15 protein-coding genes and 1 tRNA gene are annotated in these 15,371 nt (G+C 71.7%); 9 read left to right on the top strand and 7 right to left on the bottom strand.

Annotation, left to right across the window (positions count from 1 at the left end):
* Positions 1–33 precede the first annotated feature (33 nt).
* Genes JI739_RS06995 through ligA form a run of 3 tightly spaced genes read left to right on the top strand, consistent with a single transcriptional unit; the run spans position 34 to position 1,646 of the window.
* Entirely contained in the window at positions 34–744 is a 711-nt protein-coding gene (locus tag JI739_RS06995; RefSeq protein WP_201683081.1) for an alpha/beta fold hydrolase, read from the top strand.
* 14 nt (positions 745–758) lie between these two features.
* A complete protein-coding gene (locus tag JI739_RS07000) occupies positions 759–1,196 on the top strand; it encodes a nuclear transport factor 2 family protein (protein WP_201683082.1) in 438 nt (145 codons plus the stop codon).
* Between the two features lie 9 nt (positions 1,197–1,205).
* The gene (ligA, locus tag JI739_RS07005; RefSeq protein WP_201683083.1) at positions 1,206–1,646 is read left to right on the top strand and encodes a protocatechuate 4,5-dioxygenase subunit alpha; all 441 of its coding nucleotides are present in this window, start codon (positions 1,206–1,208) and stop codon (positions 1,644–1,646) included.
* A gap of 108 nt (positions 1,647–1,754) precedes the next feature.
* On the opposite strand, the gene JI739_RS07010 is transcribed toward ligA, so the two are convergent.
* Positions 1,755–2,402 carry a glutathione S-transferase N-terminal domain-containing protein gene (locus JI739_RS07010; RefSeq protein ID WP_201683084.1) on the bottom strand — a complete coding sequence of 216 codons (648 nt, stop codon included), beginning with the start codon at positions 2,400–2,402 and terminating at the stop codon, positions 1,755–1,757.
* Between the two features lie 164 nt (positions 2,403–2,566).
* Here JI739_RS07010 and selA point away from each other — a divergent pair, with 164 nt between their 5' ends.
* The 6 genes from selA (at position 2,567) to JI739_RS24830 (ending at position 10,844) form a co-directional block, all read left to right on the top strand.
* The gene (selA, locus tag JI739_RS07015) at positions 2,567–4,000 is read left to right on the top strand and encodes an L-seryl-tRNA(Sec) selenium transferase (RefSeq protein WP_201683085.1); all 1,434 of its coding nucleotides are present in this window, start codon (positions 2,567–2,569) and stop codon (positions 3,998–4,000) included.
* A gap of 160 nt (positions 4,001–4,160) precedes the next feature.
* Positions 4,161–4,253: transfer RNA gene (locus JI739_RS07020), tRNA-Sec, on the top strand.
* A gap of 95 nt (positions 4,254–4,348) precedes the next feature.
* Entirely contained in the window at positions 4,349–5,245 is an 897-nt protein-coding gene (locus JI739_RS07025) for an NAD(P)/FAD-dependent oxidoreductase (protein WP_201683086.1), read from the top strand.
* Positions 5,246–5,263: 18 nt separating this feature from the next.
* On the top strand, positions 5,264–6,898 hold the full coding sequence (locus JI739_RS07035) for a UGSC family (seleno)protein (protein WP_435531589.1): 1,635 nt from the start codon (positions 5,264–5,266) through the stop codon (positions 6,896–6,898).
* A gap of 195 nt (positions 6,899–7,093) precedes the next feature.
* Positions 7,094–9,034: a selenocysteine-specific translation elongation factor gene (selB, locus tag JI739_RS07040; protein ID WP_201683089.1), complete on the top strand. Its 1,941-nt coding sequence runs from the start codon at positions 7,094–7,096 to the stop codon at positions 9,032–9,034.
* Between the two features lie 370 nt (positions 9,035–9,404).
* Positions 9,405–10,844, top strand: a complete 1,440-nt coding sequence (locus JI739_RS24830; RefSeq protein ID WP_201683090.1) for a trypsin-like serine peptidase — start codon at positions 9,405–9,407, stop codon at positions 10,842–10,844.
* A gap of 9 nt (positions 10,845–10,853) precedes the next feature.
* On the opposite strand, the gene JI739_RS07050 is transcribed toward JI739_RS24830, so the two are convergent.
* The 6 genes from JI739_RS07050 to fdh3B all read right to left on the bottom strand — a co-directional run bounded on the left by JI739_RS07050 (position 10,854) and on the right by fdh3B (position 15,248).
* A complete protein-coding gene (locus JI739_RS07050) occupies positions 10,854–11,627 on the bottom strand; it encodes an HAD family hydrolase (protein ID WP_201683091.1) in 774 nt (257 codons plus the stop codon).
* An 83-nt stretch (positions 11,628–11,710) separates the two neighbouring features.
* Positions 11,711–12,571, bottom strand: a complete 861-nt coding sequence (locus JI739_RS07055; RefSeq protein ID WP_201683092.1) for a formate dehydrogenase accessory sulfurtransferase FdhD — start codon at positions 12,569–12,571, stop codon at positions 11,711–11,713.
* A gap of 58 nt (positions 12,572–12,629) precedes the next feature.
* Positions 12,630–13,169 carry a hypothetical protein gene (locus tag JI739_RS07060; RefSeq protein WP_201683093.1) on the bottom strand — a complete coding sequence of 180 codons (540 nt, stop codon included), beginning with the start codon at positions 13,167–13,169 and terminating at the stop codon, positions 12,630–12,632.
* A gap of 21 nt (positions 13,170–13,190) precedes the next feature.
* A complete protein-coding gene (locus tag JI739_RS07065) occupies positions 13,191–14,426 on the bottom strand; it encodes a formate dehydrogenase subunit gamma (protein WP_236589095.1) in 1,236 nt (411 codons plus the stop codon).
* Entirely contained in the window at positions 14,404–14,634 is a 231-nt protein-coding gene (locus JI739_RS07070) for a hypothetical protein (protein WP_201683094.1), read from the bottom strand. Before JI739_RS07070 ends, JI739_RS07065 begins: the two co-directional genes overlap by 23 nt.
* Positions 14,631–15,248 (bottom strand): formate dehydrogenase FDH3 subunit beta, encoded by a 618-nt coding sequence (gene fdh3B / locus JI739_RS07075; RefSeq protein WP_201683095.1) that lies wholly within the window; start codon positions 15,246–15,248, stop codon positions 14,631–14,633. Before fdh3B ends, JI739_RS07070 begins: the two co-directional genes overlap by 4 nt.
* Positions 15,249–15,371: the final 123 nt, after the last annotated feature.

The raw sequence follows: 15,371 nt of genomic DNA on the forward strand, positions 1-15,371 counted from the left end.
GTCCCCGCTCGCGGCCCGTGCGATCCTGCCGGGATGGAACGACCGACCCTGGTGATGCTGCCCGGTCTGCTGTGCGACGACGCCGTCTGGGCGCCGCAGCAGCAGGCCCTGGCGGGCGCGCCGTGCTTCATCCCCGACTACGGCCTGGCGTCGTCCATCACGCAGATGGCGCGGCTCGTCCTCGAACAGGCGCCGGCCGAGCGCTTCGCGCTGGCTGGCCATTCCATGGGCGGCCGCGTGGCGCTGGAGATGGCGCGGCTTGCGCCGGCGCGCATTCAGCGGATCGCCTTGCTGGACACCGGCTACGAGGCCCGGCAGCCCGGCGACGCCGGCGATGCCGAGCAACGCAAGCGCCTGGCCCTGCTGGAGATCGCGCGCACCCGCGGCATGCGCGAGATGGCACGCGAATGGGCCGTGGGCATGGTCCATCCGGACCGGCTGGACACCCCCGTGTTCGAGGCCGTGCTGGACATGGTCGCGCGCAAGACGCCCGAGGTGTTTGCGGCCCAGATCGAGGCGCTGCTGCATCGGCCCGATGCCACGCCGGTGCTGCAGGGCCTGCGCTGCCCCACCCTGCTGGCGTGCGGCCGCCAGGACGCCTGGAGCCCCCTGCAGCGGCACGAGGAGATGCAGGCGCTGGTGCCCGGATCGCGGCTGGTGGTGATCGAGAATTCGGGGCACATGAGCACCATGGAGCAACCCGAAGCCGTCAGCGCCGCGCTGCGCGAATGGCTGGTGGACTGAAGGGCTGGACACCGATGAACGAACTCGAACGACTGACCATCACCGCCGCCTGCCGCGATGTGATCCACCGCGGCGCCGCGGCCGTGGACGCCAACGACGCCGACGGCTTTGCCGCGCTGTTCACCGAAGACGGTGTGCTCGAGCGGCCGAGTGGCGCGCCGCTGCAGGGCCGCGAGGCGGTGCGCCAGGCCTATGCCGCGCGCGCGCCGGAGCGCATCACCCGGCACCTGGTCACCAATACGCTGGTCGAGCCCGACAGTCCCACCGAGGCCCGTGCCACCAGCCTGGTGCTGCTGTGGGGCGGCAACGCCAAGGACGAGGCCGGCCCGTACGGCCGCCCGGCCGAACCCCGGCAGATGGTGGGCGAGTTCCACGACGTGCTGGTCAGGACCGACCAGGGCTGGCGCATCGCCCGCCGCCGAGCGCTGTTCGTGCTGCACGCCAGCCACTGAGGAGGCGCCATGTCGTCATCGCCCGATTCGTTCGAGAGCATTCCAGGCACCACGCTGTTCGACGCCCAGCAATCCCGCAAGGGCTACTGGCTCAACCAGTTCTGCATGAGCCTGATGAGCGCGGCAAACCGCCAGCGCTTCCTGGCCGATCCCGAGGCTTACCTCGCCGACTGGCCCATGAGCCCGGCGCAGAAGGAAGCCGTGCTCGCCCGAGACCTCAACAGGCTGATCGTCGAGGGCGGCAACATCTATTTCCTGGTCAAGCTCGGCGCCACCCACGGCGTGAGCGTGCAGAACATGTGCGCCAGCATGACGGGGCTCACCGCGCAGGCCTATCGCGACATGCTGCTGCAAGGCGGGCGGTCGATCGAAGGCAACCGGTACGTGGGGGAAGACGGCGACGCGCAGCCGCACAAGCAGCCGCAGGGGTCGGGCGCCGGGCGGTTCTAGGAACCCGCCCGGTCGCAGCCAGCCCCGCGGGAAGTACCTCGGACGGGCCCAGGGGAACGCTCCGTTCGCGGCCCAGGCATACCCGAGACTCTGCGACCGCACCTGCGCTCAGATGTCCCGCCCACCCGCGGCCACGATGCGCCGGAATGCCGGGGTCCGCAGGCCCGCATTGAACACCTCCGCCAGCCGCGTGCCCGACGCCGGCGCACAGTTCAGCCGGACCATCGTGAACACCGCCGGCACGACCAGGAAGTCCGCCAGGCCCAGGCTGTCGCCGATGCAGTGAGGGCCGCTCCAGTGGGCCAGCCAGCCCTCGAGCGCGGCCTGCCCTTCGCCGAACCAGTGCTGCACCCAGTCGCGCCCCGCCGCCTCGCCCCAGGCCGTGGCGACCCGGTCGCGCACGCGCATGTTGGTCAGCGGATGGATGTCGCAGGCCACCAGGTGGCACAGGCTGCGCACGCGCGCGGCCTGCAGCGGGTCGGCCGGAACCAGGGGCATCTGGGGATAGCAGGCCTCCAGGTACTCCAGGATCGCCATCGACTGCATGATCGCCTCGCCGTTTTCCAGCAGCAGCACCGGCACGCCGAGCGCGGGGTTCAGGTCGCGGTGCTGCGGCCCGTGCTGCTCCCGCTCGCGCAACTTGAGCGGCCGCAGCGGCAGGTCCACCCCCTTGTGGTCGAGCGCGCAGAGCACGCGCAGGCAGGCCGAGGACAAAGGATCGGCCACGATGGCGACCGGCGAGGTGGGGGTGCGCATGAGATCTCCTGGTCTTGTTGTTGTAGCTTCGAGGAAAGCTCGCAAGACGACGTTTTACCTTGAAACCCGTGACGCCCTTCATCGGGCGCCGCCGCGCGGCGTTGCCCTGATGGGCGAGGCCCGCACCGCGTCCAACCATCGATAGAAGCTATCCTGCCTGCATCATGTCCAGCCTGCCTTCCGAGCACCTTGCCTCGCCCAAGGACCTGCCGTCCGTCGACCGACTGCTGCATGGGCCGGCGGCGGCCGCGCTGCTGGACGAGCATGGCCGCACGCTGGTGCTGCACGAGGCGCGCGCGCTGCTGGAGTCGCTGCGTGCGCAGGCCCTGGCGGGCCGGCTCGACGCCACCCGCGTCGAAACGGATGCGCTGGTCACGGCACTGCGCGACCGCATCGCCGAACGCCTTCGCCCACGCATGCGGCGGGTCATCAACCTCACCGGCACGGTGATCCACACCAACCTCGGCCGGGCCCTGCTGGCCGAGCCGGTGATCGAGCACCTGCTGGCCATGCAGGGCCCGAACAACCTCGAGTACGACCTGGCCCGCGGCGGCCGTGGCGACCGCGATGACGTGGTCGAGGAACTGCTCACCACGATCACCGGCGCCGAGGCCGCGACGGTGGTCAACAACAACGCGGCGGCCGTGCTGCTGACATTGGCTGCGACGGCCCATGGACGCGAGGTCATCGTCTCGCGCGGCGAGCTGGTCGAGATCGGCGGCGCCTTCCGCCTGCCCGACGTGATGGCCTCGGCCGGCGCGCGGCTGGTCGAGGTGGGCACCACCAACCGCACGCACGCACACGACTACCAGCGCGCCATCAACGAGCGCACCGCGCTGCTGCTCAAGGTGCACACCAGCAATTACGCGGTGCAGGGCTTCACCGCCTCGGTCGACGAGGCGCAGTTGGCGGCCATCGCGCACGCGCATGGCCTGCCGCTGGCCAGCGACCTGGGCAGCGGCTCGCTGGTGGACCTGGCCACCTGGGGACTGCCGCGCGAACCGCTGCCGCAGGAAAAACTCGCGGCCGGCTGCGACGTGGTCACCTTCAGCGGCGACAAGCTGCTGGGCGGCCCGCAGGCCGGCCTGATCGTCGGCACGCGCGAGGCCGTGCGCCGCATCCGCACCTTCCCCATGAAGCGTGCCCTGCGCATGGGCAAGCTCCCCCTGGCCGCGCTCGAGGCCACGCTGCGCCTCTACCTGCGTCCCGAGAGATTGACGCAGGACCTCCCCACCCTGCGCCTGCTGACCCGCCCCGCCGCCGACATCCGCGCCATGGCCGAGCGACTCGCCCCTGCCGTCACCCACGCCGTGGCCCCTCGCTTCGCCGTGACCGTGGAGGACATGCAGAGCCAGATCGGCTCGGGCTCCCTCCCCATCGACCGCCTCCCCTCGGCCGGGCTCGCGCTCGCACCCGCAGGCACCGCACGCAAAGGCACGGGCAGCGCGCTCGAAGCCCTCGCCACCGCCCTGCGCGCCCTGCCCCAGCCCGTCATCGGCCGCATCGCCGAAGATCGCCTCTGGCTGGACCTGCGCTGCCTCGAATCACCGGATATGCTCACGGCCCAGTTGCCGCAACTTCAGCGAGAGCTCTCATGACCGCTGCTCGGCACGAGAGAAGCGAGCAGGCAGGCCGTCGCGCAGCGGCAGGCCGTTCCAGGGCAACCGCGGAACCGGCTTTGCCGGGCCGCTGGTTGCGCCCCCTGGGGGGATTCAGGGGGCTCGGCCGATAGGCCGCTTCGGGGGGTACAGCGGTTCAGGAGGGGACACGATCCCGGTGGATCGGCCGGGCTTCAAACCCGGTGGGTGGCGCCAAGCGTCGCCGGGTGGGTTCGACTCCCATTCCCCTCCGCCCACGCACGCGCTAGAGCCGCGACATAAGCAGCCCGCATCCCAGCGGCGCCGATGTGATTGCCCGGGCGGCGCGGTCGACGATAAGCTCACCGCATGCAACAGACAGACGTGGCAGTGGTCGGCGGCGGACTCGCCGGCCTGACAGCGGCGGCCGAGCTGGCTCGCCTGGGCGTGAAGTGCACGGCGTTCACCGGCCCCGCACCCGGCGGGCTGCTGCTCTCCATCGAATCGGTGGAAGGCATGCCCGAGCATCCCGAAGGCATCCCCGGCTACGACCTGTGCCCCATGGCGCAAGAGGCGGCGATGGATGCCGGGGCCGAGTTCATCAACGACGACGCCAGCGCCCTGCAGCCCGATGGCGACGGCTGGATCGTGACCAGCCCCGAAGGCAGCGTGCGCGCGCGCGCCGTGGTGCTGGCACCCGGCGCGCACCTGCGGCCGCTGGGCGTGCCGGGCGAGGAGCGCCTGGCCGGCAAGGGCGTGAGCCACTGCGCCAGCTGCGACGGACCACTGCTGCGCGGCAAGCCGGTGGCGGTGGTGGGCGGCGGCGACGCGGCCTGCCAGGAGGCGCTCACGATCGCCGCCCATGCCAGCGAGGTGCACCTGATCTCGCGCGGGCCGCTGCGGGCGCGCGAGAGCTGGCAGCAACGCGTGCGGGCCCAGCCGAAGATCCAGGTCCACGAGGGCGCCCGCGTCACCGCGATCGAAGGCGACAACGGCGTCGAGGCCGTGACCCTGGCCGACGGCCGCACCCTGCCGGTGGCCGGCGTGTTCGCCTATGCCGGCCTGCTGCCCAACACGGGCTGGCTGCAGGGCGTCGTCGAGCTCGACGCGGACGGCCGCATCCCTGTCGATGGACACATGGGCAGCAAGCAGCCGGGCCTGTTCGCCGCCGGCTTCGCGCGCAGCGGCAACAACGGCCAGGCCGCCGAGGCCGAGGCCGATGGCAAGGCCGCCGCCGAGGCCGCGCACAAATACCTCAACACCTGATACAGGAGACCGCGAGTCATGTCCCGCCTGATCCAAGTCCACGACCCGAGGGGCTACGCCCCCAAGGTGTCCGCCAAGCGCCTGGCGCCGCGCCTGCCCACGCTCGAGGGCAAGCTGGTGCACCTGGTCGATTGCCTGTTCGACAACTCCGAGGTCTTCATGCAGCAGCTGCAGGCCTGGTTCCGCGAACACATGCCCAGCGTGCGCACCGAGATCGTCAAGCCCCGCGAAAGCTGGGTCGACGATCCCGACATGCGGGCCAAGGTGGTCCGCGAGGCGGACGCGGCGGTCTTCGCCGTCGGTCTCTGAAGCACTTGCTGCCCGACGGTCGCCGGGCTGGCAATGGCGGTAGAGGCCGATGGTGTTCCCACCGTCGCCGTCCACACGCAACCCTTCGCACGACTGGCGCGCCAGTCGGCTCGCACCAATGGCACGCCCACGCTGCGCCAGGCCTTCGTGCCGCAGCCGGTGGTGGGCGTGCCACCCGAGCAATTGCGCGCCTACATCGACGGTCCCGACCCGGTCAGCAAGCGTCCCTTCATCCGGGAGCTGCTCGAAGGCCTGACCGGCGAACTCACCGCCGAGGACCTGGCGGGCGTGAGCTTCGAGCGCGACACGCCGCGCCTGCTGGACCCCGCTGACGAGGACAGCCTGCACCAGCTCTTCGAGCAGAACCGCTGGACCGACTACATGCCCGTGGTGCTGCCCACCGAGGAGCGCGTGCAGGCCATGCTGCGCGGCACCAGCCGCAAGCCCGACGAGATCGTGGGGCAGCTGCGGCCGGCGAACTTCCGCGAGTTCTGGCAGTTCACCGTGGAGAAGGTCGCGGTGAACGCGGTCATGGCGGGGGCCCGGCCGGAGTACTTCCCGCTGATCCTGGCCATGGCCGCCAGCGGCATGACCGCGCGTTCGAGCAGCACCACCAGCTGGGCCGCGCCGGCCATCGTGAACGGGCCCATCCGCCACGAGATCGGCATGAACAGCGGCATCGGCGCCATGGGCCCGTACAGCCATGCCAACACGGCGGTGGGCCGCGCCTACGGGCTGCTGAGCCAGAACCTGCAGGGCGGCTCGGTCATCGGCGAGACCTACATGGGCTCGATCGGCAACGTCTACAACTACGCCTGCACCTGGGCCGAGAACGAGGAGCGCAGCCCCTGGGAGCCGCTGCACGTGCAGCGCGGCTTCAAGGCCGAGGACAGCACGGTGACCCTCTACCTCGGTGGCTGGTACACCATCAGCGGCTTCGGCACGCGCGAGACCTGGCAGGAGCGCTTCCGCCGCAGCCTGGCGGCCTGCGAGACCTACAGCCCGCCCATCGTGCTGCTCGACCCCATCGCCGCGCGCGAGCTCGTCGACAAGGGTTTCCAAACCAAGCAGCAGCTGGTCGAATGGCTGGCCGACAACGCGCGCCTCACGGCCCGCGAGTACTGGGACGACCAATGGGTGCGCACCCTCATCAAGCCGCATGCCGAGGCCGGCGTGGAGCCCTGGGCGAGCATGCTCAAGGCCGCGCCCGACGAGGTCGTGCGCAAGTACCGCCCCGAGGACATCAGCGTGGTGGTGATGGGCGGCGAAACGCAGGCCGCGTGGAAGATGGTGGGCGGCAGCCTGGGCCGGGCCAAGACGGTGAAGGTGGACGACTGGCGGTGACGCAGGAAGCCCCGGGCTTCGCCCATCGTCCGCTGAATCACTGGAATGGCACCCCCCCAGGCGAAGCGAAACGGGACGCAATGCAAGGCGCAAGCCGCGGCGATACCCAGTGGTATCGCGAGGGTTTGCAACGCCGCAGTGCGCCCGTATCGCGCAGCATGGGGGTGCTCTTTCGGTGATTCAGTGGACTAAGCCATGATCGTCGCGGTCTGCGGCCATGTGGACCACGGCAAGACGCGGCTGGTGCACGCGCTCACCGGCGTCGACACCGACCGCCTGCCCGAGGAGAAGCGCCGGGGCATGACCATCGAGCCGGGCTTCGCCCATCTCGAGGCCGGCCCCGAGCCGCTGGGCTTCGCCGACGTGCCCGGGCACGAAGGCTTCCTGCGCCAGGCCATCGTCGGCCTGGCCGCTTCCGACGCCGCGCTGCTGGTGGTGGCCTGCGACGACGGCCCCATGCCGCAGACGCGCGAGCACCTGGACCTGCTGCAGCTGCTGGGCATCACGCGCGGCGTGGTGGCCCTGACCAAGACCGACCGCGTCGCACCCGAGCGGGTGGCGCAGGTGCGTGCCGCGGTGCAGGCCCTGGTGCGGGGCACGGCCCTGTCGGGCGCACCGCTGTTCGAGGTGAGCGCGGCCCGGGGCGACGGCGTGGGCGAGCTGCGCGAGGCGCTGCTCGCGCTGCAGGCGGACACCCCCGCCTCCGAGCCGCACGGCGGCTTCCGACTGGCGGTGGATCGGGCGTTCTCGCGCGCCGGCGCCGGCACGGTGGCCACGGGCACGGTCATCTCGGGCCAGGTGCGCGCGGGCGACACGCTGGTGCTGTCGCCGGCCGGCAGCCCGCACCGCGTGCGCGGGGTGCAGCGCGCCGGCACCGCCGTCGACGTGGTCCGTGCGGGCCAGCGCTGCGCCATCGCCCTGCCCGGCGCGCCGCGCGAGCAGCTGGCGCGCGGCACCTGGCTGGTCGATCCGGCGTTGCACGCACCCACCCTGCGGCTGGACGTGCGGCTGCGGCTGCTGCCCTCGGCACCGCGCCCGCTGGAAGGTCACGCGCAGGCGCAACTGCACATCGGCGCGGCGGCTTTGCCGGCCCGGCTGCTGTTGCTGCAGCCGCTTCGTCTGGAGCCGGGTGAAGAAGGATGGGCCCAGGTGCAGCTGCAGGCGCCGGTGAGTGCGCTGCACGGCGACCGCTTCGTGCTGCGCGACCCTTCGGCGCACGCCCTGCTCGGCGGCGGCGTGGTGCTCGACGACGCGCCGCCGCTGCGCAGCCGTCGCGGCGGCGCGCGGCTGGCCGAACTGGCGGCGCTGCAGGACGACGACGCCGCCCGCGTGCTGGGCCGACTGCTGGAGCTGCGCCCCGGAGGCGTGGACCTCGCCGTGTTCGCGCGCCAGTGGAACCTGCAGCCCGAACGCATGGACGCGATTCGACAGGGCCTGGACGCCCGTGCGGTCGCCATGCCGCACGGGCCTCGGCTGGTCAGCGAATCGGCCTGGCGTGCGCTGGTGGAGGCGGTGCCGCGGGTGGTGGACGACTGGCACCGCGACCACCCCTCGCGCGTGGGCATCGGCGAGTCGGCCCTGCTGCGCGCCTTGCCGGCCGCCTCCGGGCACCGCGCCGACGAGGCGCCGCTGCGGCAGGCCGCGATCCGCGCGGCCGTGGCGGACGGGCTGCTGGTGCGGGACGGCTTTCTCTTGCGCCGGCCAGGACACCAGGCGCGGCTGGATCCACAGGATGCCGCGCTGGTGGAGCGCGTGCGGGCGCTGCTGCAGCCCACGGGCCTGCGGCCGCCGCCCCTGGGCGAGCTGGCCGCTTTGCTGGAGCTGCCCGTGGAGGAGGCCAGCGCCGCGCTGGCGCGCGTGGCGGGCATGGGCCACGTCGTGCAGGTCGCTCGCAACCGCTACTTCCTGCCCGAAACCGTGCACGCGCTGATGGCGGTGGCGCGCGAGACGGCCGCCGCGGCGCCCGAGGGCTGGTTCGATGCGGCGAGCTTTCGCGACCGCTCGGGCGTGGGCCGCAACCTCACCATCCAGTTGCTGGAATTCTTCGACCGCATCGGCTTCACACGTTACCGCGCCGAGCGGCGGGTGATCGCCGGCGATCCGGACCAGAAAGCGGGTCGACTCGAAGGCCGATGACCTGGCGTCCGGCTGGGGGCGCGGGGTCGATGGCCCGTTCGGGTCATTGGCTGGGCAGCCGTTCGGCCCGACAGTCGCCCGGCCGGGCAGCGCCCGATCCGTGAAGTACCTGAACGTCGGCATGCCCCCTCCCCCTTTCCCTCGCCCGGCCGCCCTGCGGTCATCCTGGGCCGCCCTGTGCGCGGTCTTCGTCGCCGGCTGTGGAGGCGGCGGAGGCGGTGCGGCACCCTCGTCGCCCCCGGCCGTGGAGGCGCCAGCACCCCCGGCCAGCCCGCCGGTACCGACACCCCTGCCGGACCCCCAGCCGGCGCCGCCCTTGCCTGCTCCTGCTCCTGCTCCTGCTCCTGCGCCCGCTCCCGCCCTGGCACCCGTGCCGGCGCCCGCGCCCGCACCGGCCCCCGTGCCGGCGCCCGCGCCCGCACCGGCGCCGCCACCCGCCACCCCCGCACGGATCGAGCCCTACGACGACCTGAACCTTCGATCAACCCCTGCCTCCTCCGGGGCGGGCCCAGACACGCTGGCACTGCCAGCCGAGTGGGTTCAGCTCGACCCGGCGCCCGCACCGCAGCCGCGGGCGGCCTCGGCGGCGGCCGCCGGTGGCACCGGCCGGATGCCACCGCGCCAGATCGGGCAGGCCCGGCCCGTCGGTGCCACCGCCAGCCTGGCCGCGACCGCGCGTCGGCTCGGCTGGCGCCGACTGGCCGACGGCCGCTTCGCCGGGGCGCTCAACCTGCGTTCCGAGGGCGCCGCGTCGATTCGCCTGGGCCTGCTGGTGCATCGCCTGCCCGACGGCGCCCAGGTCCGGGTCGCACGACCCGAAGGCCCGGTCGCCGCCACTCTCGGCGGTCGGGAGATCACCGCCGCGCTGGAACGCAACCGGCGGGCCGGCGATACGAGCGAGGCGGGCCGGACCTTCTGGCTTCCCGCCATCGGCGGCCCCGACGCGCAGCTGCAGATCGTGCTGCCGGCCGGCACCGCTCCGTCCGAGGTGCAGGTGGCGGTGCCCCGCCTGTCGCACCTGTGGGTGGACCTCGCGCGCTCGCAGGACGCCTTCCTGAAGATCGGCGAGGCCTCGGTCTGCAACGTGGACGCATCCTGCGAGAACGCCTGGCGGCCCGAGAGCCGCGCCGTCGCCCGCATGGAGTACGTCCGCGACGGCATCAGCTACCTGTGCACCGGCACCCTGATGGCCGACGTGGCCGCGAGCGGCACGCCCTGGTTCCTCAGCGGACAGCACTGCATCGACAGCCAGACCGTCGCCTCGACGGTGGTCACCTACTGGTTCTATCGGTCGGCCTTCTGCGACAGCGGCACGCTGGATCCCAGCTCGATGCGGCTGCTGGGCGGCGCCACGCTGCTGTACGCGTCGACGGCCACCGACACCGCCTTCATGCGGCTGGAGCGAACGCCGCCGGCCGGCGTGCGCTACGCCGGATCGCTGCTGTCGGCCCCGCTGGCCGGCACACCGGTGACCGCCCTGCACCACCCGGCCGGGGACCTGCTGAAACTCAGTGCCGGAGAGATCACCGGCACCACCGGCTGTGCCTGGCTGAGCGAAGGCGGGCTCAGCTGCGAGGAACCCGGCGACGACTTCACCCGCGTGCGCTGGAGCCGGGGCACCACGCAGGGCGGCAGCAGCGGTTCGGCGCTGTTCCAGTCCGTCGACGGGCGGAACTACCTCTCGGCCAACCTCTACGCCGGTTCGGCAAGCTGCCAGGCCAGCACGAGCCCGGACTACTTCGGCCGCTTCGACCGGCCGTACCGTGACGCGCTGTATCGCTGGCTGGGTGAGGTTCCGGGCGCGCGCTGAAGGCGCGCGTCACTTCATGGCTTCTTCCAGGTTGGCATGCGGCACGGCGGAGGTGCCCAGCGCGTCTTCGGCCGGCCGCAGCAGGGCCAGCAGGTCGGAGGTGGTCGGCAGGACCATGTGCGCACCGGCCGCGCGCAACTCCGCTTCGGTGCCGAAGCCGCACAGCACGCCCACGGTCTGGGCCCCGGCGCTGCGGCCGGTGGCGATGTCGACCTGCGTGTCGCCGATCATCAGGCACGCGTCGGGCGGCACGCCCATGGCGTCGGCGGCGTAGAGCAGCGGTTCCGGATGCGGCTTCATCCGCCGCGTGGTCTGGGCGCCGACCACCGCCTTGAAGTGCTGGCGCACGCCGTAGTGCTCGAGGAACCGCTCGACGCGCGGCGCGGTACCGGTGGAGATGGTCGACATGGGGAAATGCGCCGCCAGCAGGGACAGCATCTCCTGCACGCCGGCCATCATCTCGTGCGGCACCTCGTCGGCGGCTTCGGGGTTGCGCCCGTGGGCCGGCCCGGGACTGGCGCGGCGGACCTGCTTGATCCGTGCACGCAATCGGTGGAAGGGCCCATCGAGATGCAAGCGATCGAGCAGCCCGTAGGCCCGGTTCACCGGGTTGGCCGCCCCCATGACGATCTGCCGCGCCAACCGCTCGGCGCGCCGGCCGCTGAGCAGGGGCACGCGGTAGAGGAGGCTTGCGACCTGCGCCACGATGTGGTCGTCGGTGTCGGCGATGGTGCCGTCGACATCGAAGCACAGGGCACGAACACGCGAGAGGTCCAGGTGCATCGAGGCAGTTTAGGGAAAGCCGGGCACCCGTGGGGCCGCCCCGATGGCCCTTGGATCGCCTCGGGGAGAACAGAATGATTCTTTCAATCCCGCCCGCTCTCGCGCCGTTGGCCGGCCAGCCCCGGCTGCAGCACCAGTCGGTCCGGCGCCGTGTAGCAGTAGAAGTGCCGGTTGGTGGCCCGGCCGATCGCGCATAGGCCGATGCGGCTGGCGATGTCGTGGCCCATCTGGGTGATGCCGCTGCGCGAGACCACCACGGCAACACCCATCTGTGCCGACTTGATGACCATCTCGCTGGTCAGCCGGCCCGTGGTGTAGAAAACGAACGGTGAATCGGGCTCGGCTTGCGCGGTGCCCACGCCGTGCATCCACATCCAGCCGGCGATGGTGTCGATGGCGTTGTGCCGGCCGACGTCCTCGACGAAGACCAGCATCTCTTCGCCGCGAAACAGCGCGCAGCCGTGCACCGAGCCGGCGGACTTGTACGTGCTCTCTTGCAGGCGGATCACGTTGACCAGGGCATAGAGCTGGGCCTGGGTGAGTTGGGCCGCAGGCAACCGCAGCTCGTGCAGTTCGTCCATGAGGCCGCCGAAGACGCTGCCCTGCCCGCAGCCGGTGGTGACCACGCGCCGGGCCGTGCGCTCCTCGATCCGGTCGATGCCATCGCGCGTGCGCACGGCGGCGGCTCCCACCTCCCAATCGACCGAGACCGACTCCACGTCGGCCGGCGAGCGCACCAGGCGCTGGTTGCGCAGGTAGCCCAGCACCAGCCACTCGGGATGCGCGCCCAGGGTCATCAGGGTGACCAGCTCGCGCCGGTCCACGTACACCGTGAGGTCTCGTTCCGCCGGGATCTGCAGGGTTTGCGCCTGGCCCCACTCGTCCACGACCTGGATGTCGCGAACGAGCGGCGCGCGGGCTTGGGTGAGGCGGGGCAGGACCATGGAGGGGCCATGCGGGTCCCGCACCGCGGGACCCGGGCCGGTGCGTGGGAGCAAAGGGCTACTTGGGAGCCGGGTTCATCTGGGACGAGTTCGGAAGCACGCTGGGCGTGGAACCCGGGTTGGCGGCCGGCGAGTGCGCGCCCGATGTCTCCAGGGGCCGTTCGGCCGGAGGCGTATAGGCGAAGGGGCCGGGCTCGACGCAAGGGGCGATGTTGCCGCCCGCCGCCGGTGCGCCGGCGGTCTGCACCACGGAACCGGCGGGCGCCGTGGTGGACGCTGCAGCGCCCGCCGTGGACGTGGCAGGTGATGCGGCGGCCGTCGCGTTCGCCGAAGCCGGCCCATTGGCGGGAGCCGACGCAGTCGCAGGCGCGGCGGTGCCGGACTGCTGTGGCTTGGGTCCGCTCTTCTTGTAGTGCGACACCACACGGTCTTGCGAGCGGCACAGCTGGAAGGCGTCGACCTTGGCTTGCCAGGCGGCCTTGGCCCTGGTTTCCTCGGCCTTGGCCTTGGCGGCATCGTCGAGCTTGACCTCGGGCAGTTTGGCCAGCGCCAGCGGCGCCAGCAGGGTGATCAGCAGGGGGGCCAGGATTCGCTTCATCTTGCAGGCTCCGTGGTTCGTTCAGGCGGGCCGCACGTCGGCGGCTGCCGGCCCGGTCGGATGGGTGGTGCTGCGCTGCGCCGGGATGCGGCCAGCGACGATGTCGTCGTGCCAGTAGCCGTGGTGCTCGCGCGCCCACTCGTCGTCGACGTAGCCCTCGCGCATGGCGCGGTAGGCCCCGCGCATGCCGATGGTGCCCATGTAGATGTGGCCGAGGAACATGACCATCATCAGCACGGCGGCCACGGCGTGGATCATGTGGGCCACCTGCATGGTGCCGCGGTCGTAGAGCAGCCCCGGGATGAGCATGTCCATCACCAGGCCGGAGCCGATGACGATGGCGCCGAGCAGCAGCACCCCGATCCAGAACACGAACTTCTCGCCGGCATTGAAGCGGTGCGAAGGCACCGGCTGCTTGCTCAGCGTACCGCCGGCCGTGAAGATCCAGCGGCCGTCGCCACGCTGCGGCAGGTTGTCGCGCACGAACACCACGAAGACGATGATCATCGAGACGACGAACAGCGGGCCGACGAAGTTGTGCAGCGTCTTGAGCGCGTAGGTCAGCCAGCCGAACAAGGTGGTGCCGATCAGCGGCTGCAGGATGTACCGGCCGAAGGCCATGACGAGCCCCGAGATCGCCAGCACCACGAAGGCGATGGCGTTGGCCCAGTGCGCCGAACGTTCGAACGGCGTGAATCGCTCGATGCGGCGGCCGCCTTCGTGCATGGGCGAGCCGATCGGTCCCTTGGTGAAGTAGAAGATCGCCAGCGCACCCAGCATGATGAGCAGCAGGGCGCCGCCGTAGGGAATGATCCAGATGTTGCGCACCTGGCGCCAGGCCTCCCCGGCGGTGGTGAAGCGCGAGCCCGGGTACTGCACCTGGGGCTGGATCAGCACGCCGGCCTCGGGCGCCTGCGAAGGCGGCAGGCTGCTGGTGCCGGCGACGCCATTGCCCACCGCGCGCCACAGGGGCGCGTTGTTGCCCGGCTGGACGCGGTTGCGCTCGGCGTTGCTCTGGTTCATGTAGCCAGGCTGCTGGTCGGCGTCGGGCTTGACGTCGAAGATGTTCTGGCTGCGGATGCCGCCATCGGCCGGTGCGGCCGGAGCCGCCCGGGTGGCGGCGGGCGGAGGCGCCTCGTCGGCCGGGCGCACCTGCTGGGCGGCGGCGCCACCCGCCAGGCCCAGCAGCATGGCGGCGGCCAGCGCGAAGGCGTGCAGCGGGGACGTGCCCGTCTTATTGCTGGCGTACGCGGACATATTCGTTCTGCGTCTGGTTGCGGGTGCGCAGCTGCTGCTCCCAGCTGGCCTTGTCGCCCTGCTTCCAGTCGGACAGGGCGTAGGGCTGGCCGGTGCCGGCGTAGTTGGGCGTGTCCGACTTCACGCCCGAGGCGGTTTGCGGTTCTTCACTGCAGCCGGCCAGCAGCGCCAGGGCGCCAGCCGCGATCACGAATGCGCGTGCCTTCATCGTGTGCCTCCCGTCGGTTGTCCGGCCTGCTGCGAGCCGTAGGCGGTGCCCCAGCCCCAGACCTCGGCTCCCTTGCCGCGCGCCAGCACGCGGGTGCGGAAGATGTCGGCCACCATGTCGCCGTCGCCGGCGAGCAGGGCCTTGGTGGAGCACATCTCGGCGCAGGCCGGCAGCTTGCCTTCGGCCAGCCGGTTGCGGCCGTACTTGGTGAACTCGGCCTCGGAGCCATTGGCCTCGGGGCCGCCGGCGCAGAAGGTGCACTTGTCCATCTTGCCGCGCACGCCGAAGGTGCCGGCCGCCGGGAACTGCGGCGCGCCGAAGGGGCAGGCGTAGCTGCAGTAGCCGCAGCCGATGCAGACGTCCTTGTCGTGCAGGACCACGCCTTCCTCGGTGCGGTAGAAGCAGTTGACCGGGCAGACCGCCATGCACGGCGCATCCGAGCAGTGCATGCAGGCCACCGAGATCGAGCGCTCACCGGGAACGCCGTCGTTGAGCGTGACCACCCGGCGGCGGTTCACGCCCCAGGGCACCTCGTTCTCGTTCTTGCAGGCGGTGACGCAGCTGTTGCACTCGATGCAGCGCTCGGCGTCACAGACGAATTTCATTCGGGCCATTTGCATGTCTCCTGGCAGTACTCAATTGCGCTTCGCGTCACCCGCTCCGAGTGGATGCAGACCATGCAACCACAGGCCACCGCGCAGCGGCAGGCCCTTCCAGCGGCAACCGCGGAACCGGCT

Origin of the sequence: Ramlibacter aurantiacus, assembly GCF_016722895.1 — a bacterium.
Classification (GTDB): domain Bacteria; phylum Pseudomonadota; class Gammaproteobacteria; order Burkholderiales; family Burkholderiaceae_C; genus Ramlibacter; species Ramlibacter aurantiacus.

Coding starts and splice junctions, on each gene's coding strand:
- JI739_RS06995 (WP_201683081.1), top strand. CDS start 34: ATGGAACGACCGACCCTGGTGATGCTGCCCGGTCTGCTGTGCGACGAC.
- JI739_RS07000 (WP_201683082.1), top strand. CDS start 759: ATGAACGAACTCGAACGACTGACCATCACCGCCGCCTGCCGCGATGTG.
- ligA (WP_201683083.1), top strand. CDS start 1,206: ATGTCGTCATCGCCCGATTCGTTCGAGAGCATTCCAGGCACCACGCTG.
- JI739_RS07010 (WP_201683084.1), bottom strand. CDS start 2,402: ATGCGCACCCCCACCTCGCCGGTCGCCATCGTGGCCGATCCTTTGTCC.
- selA (WP_201683085.1), top strand. CDS start 2,567: ATGTCCAGCCTGCCTTCCGAGCACCTTGCCTCGCCCAAGGACCTGCCG.
- JI739_RS07025 (WP_201683086.1), top strand. CDS start 4,349: ATGCAACAGACAGACGTGGCAGTGGTCGGCGGCGGACTCGCCGGCCTG.
- selB (WP_201683089.1), top strand. CDS start 7,094: ATGATCGTCGCGGTCTGCGGCCATGTGGACCACGGCAAGACGCGGCTG.
- JI739_RS07050 (WP_201683091.1), bottom strand. CDS start 11,627: ATGCACCTGGACCTCTCGCGTGTTCGTGCCCTGTGCTTCGATGTCGAC.
- JI739_RS07055 (WP_201683092.1), bottom strand. CDS start 12,571: ATGGTCCTGCCCCGCCTCACCCAAGCCCGCGCGCCGCTCGTTCGCGAC.
- JI739_RS07060 (WP_201683093.1), bottom strand. CDS start 13,169: ATGAAGCGAATCCTGGCCCCCCTGCTGATCACCCTGCTGGCGCCGCTG.
- JI739_RS07065 (WP_236589095.1), bottom strand. CDS start 14,426: ATGTCCGCGTACGCCAGCAATAAGACGGGCACGTCCCCGCTGCACGCC.
- JI739_RS07070 (WP_201683094.1), bottom strand. CDS start 14,634: ATGAAGGCACGCGCATTCGTGATCGCGGCTGGCGCCCTGGCGCTGCTG.
- fdh3B (WP_201683095.1), bottom strand. CDS start 15,248: ATGGCCCGAATGAAATTCGTCTGTGACGCCGAGCGCTGCATCGAGTGC.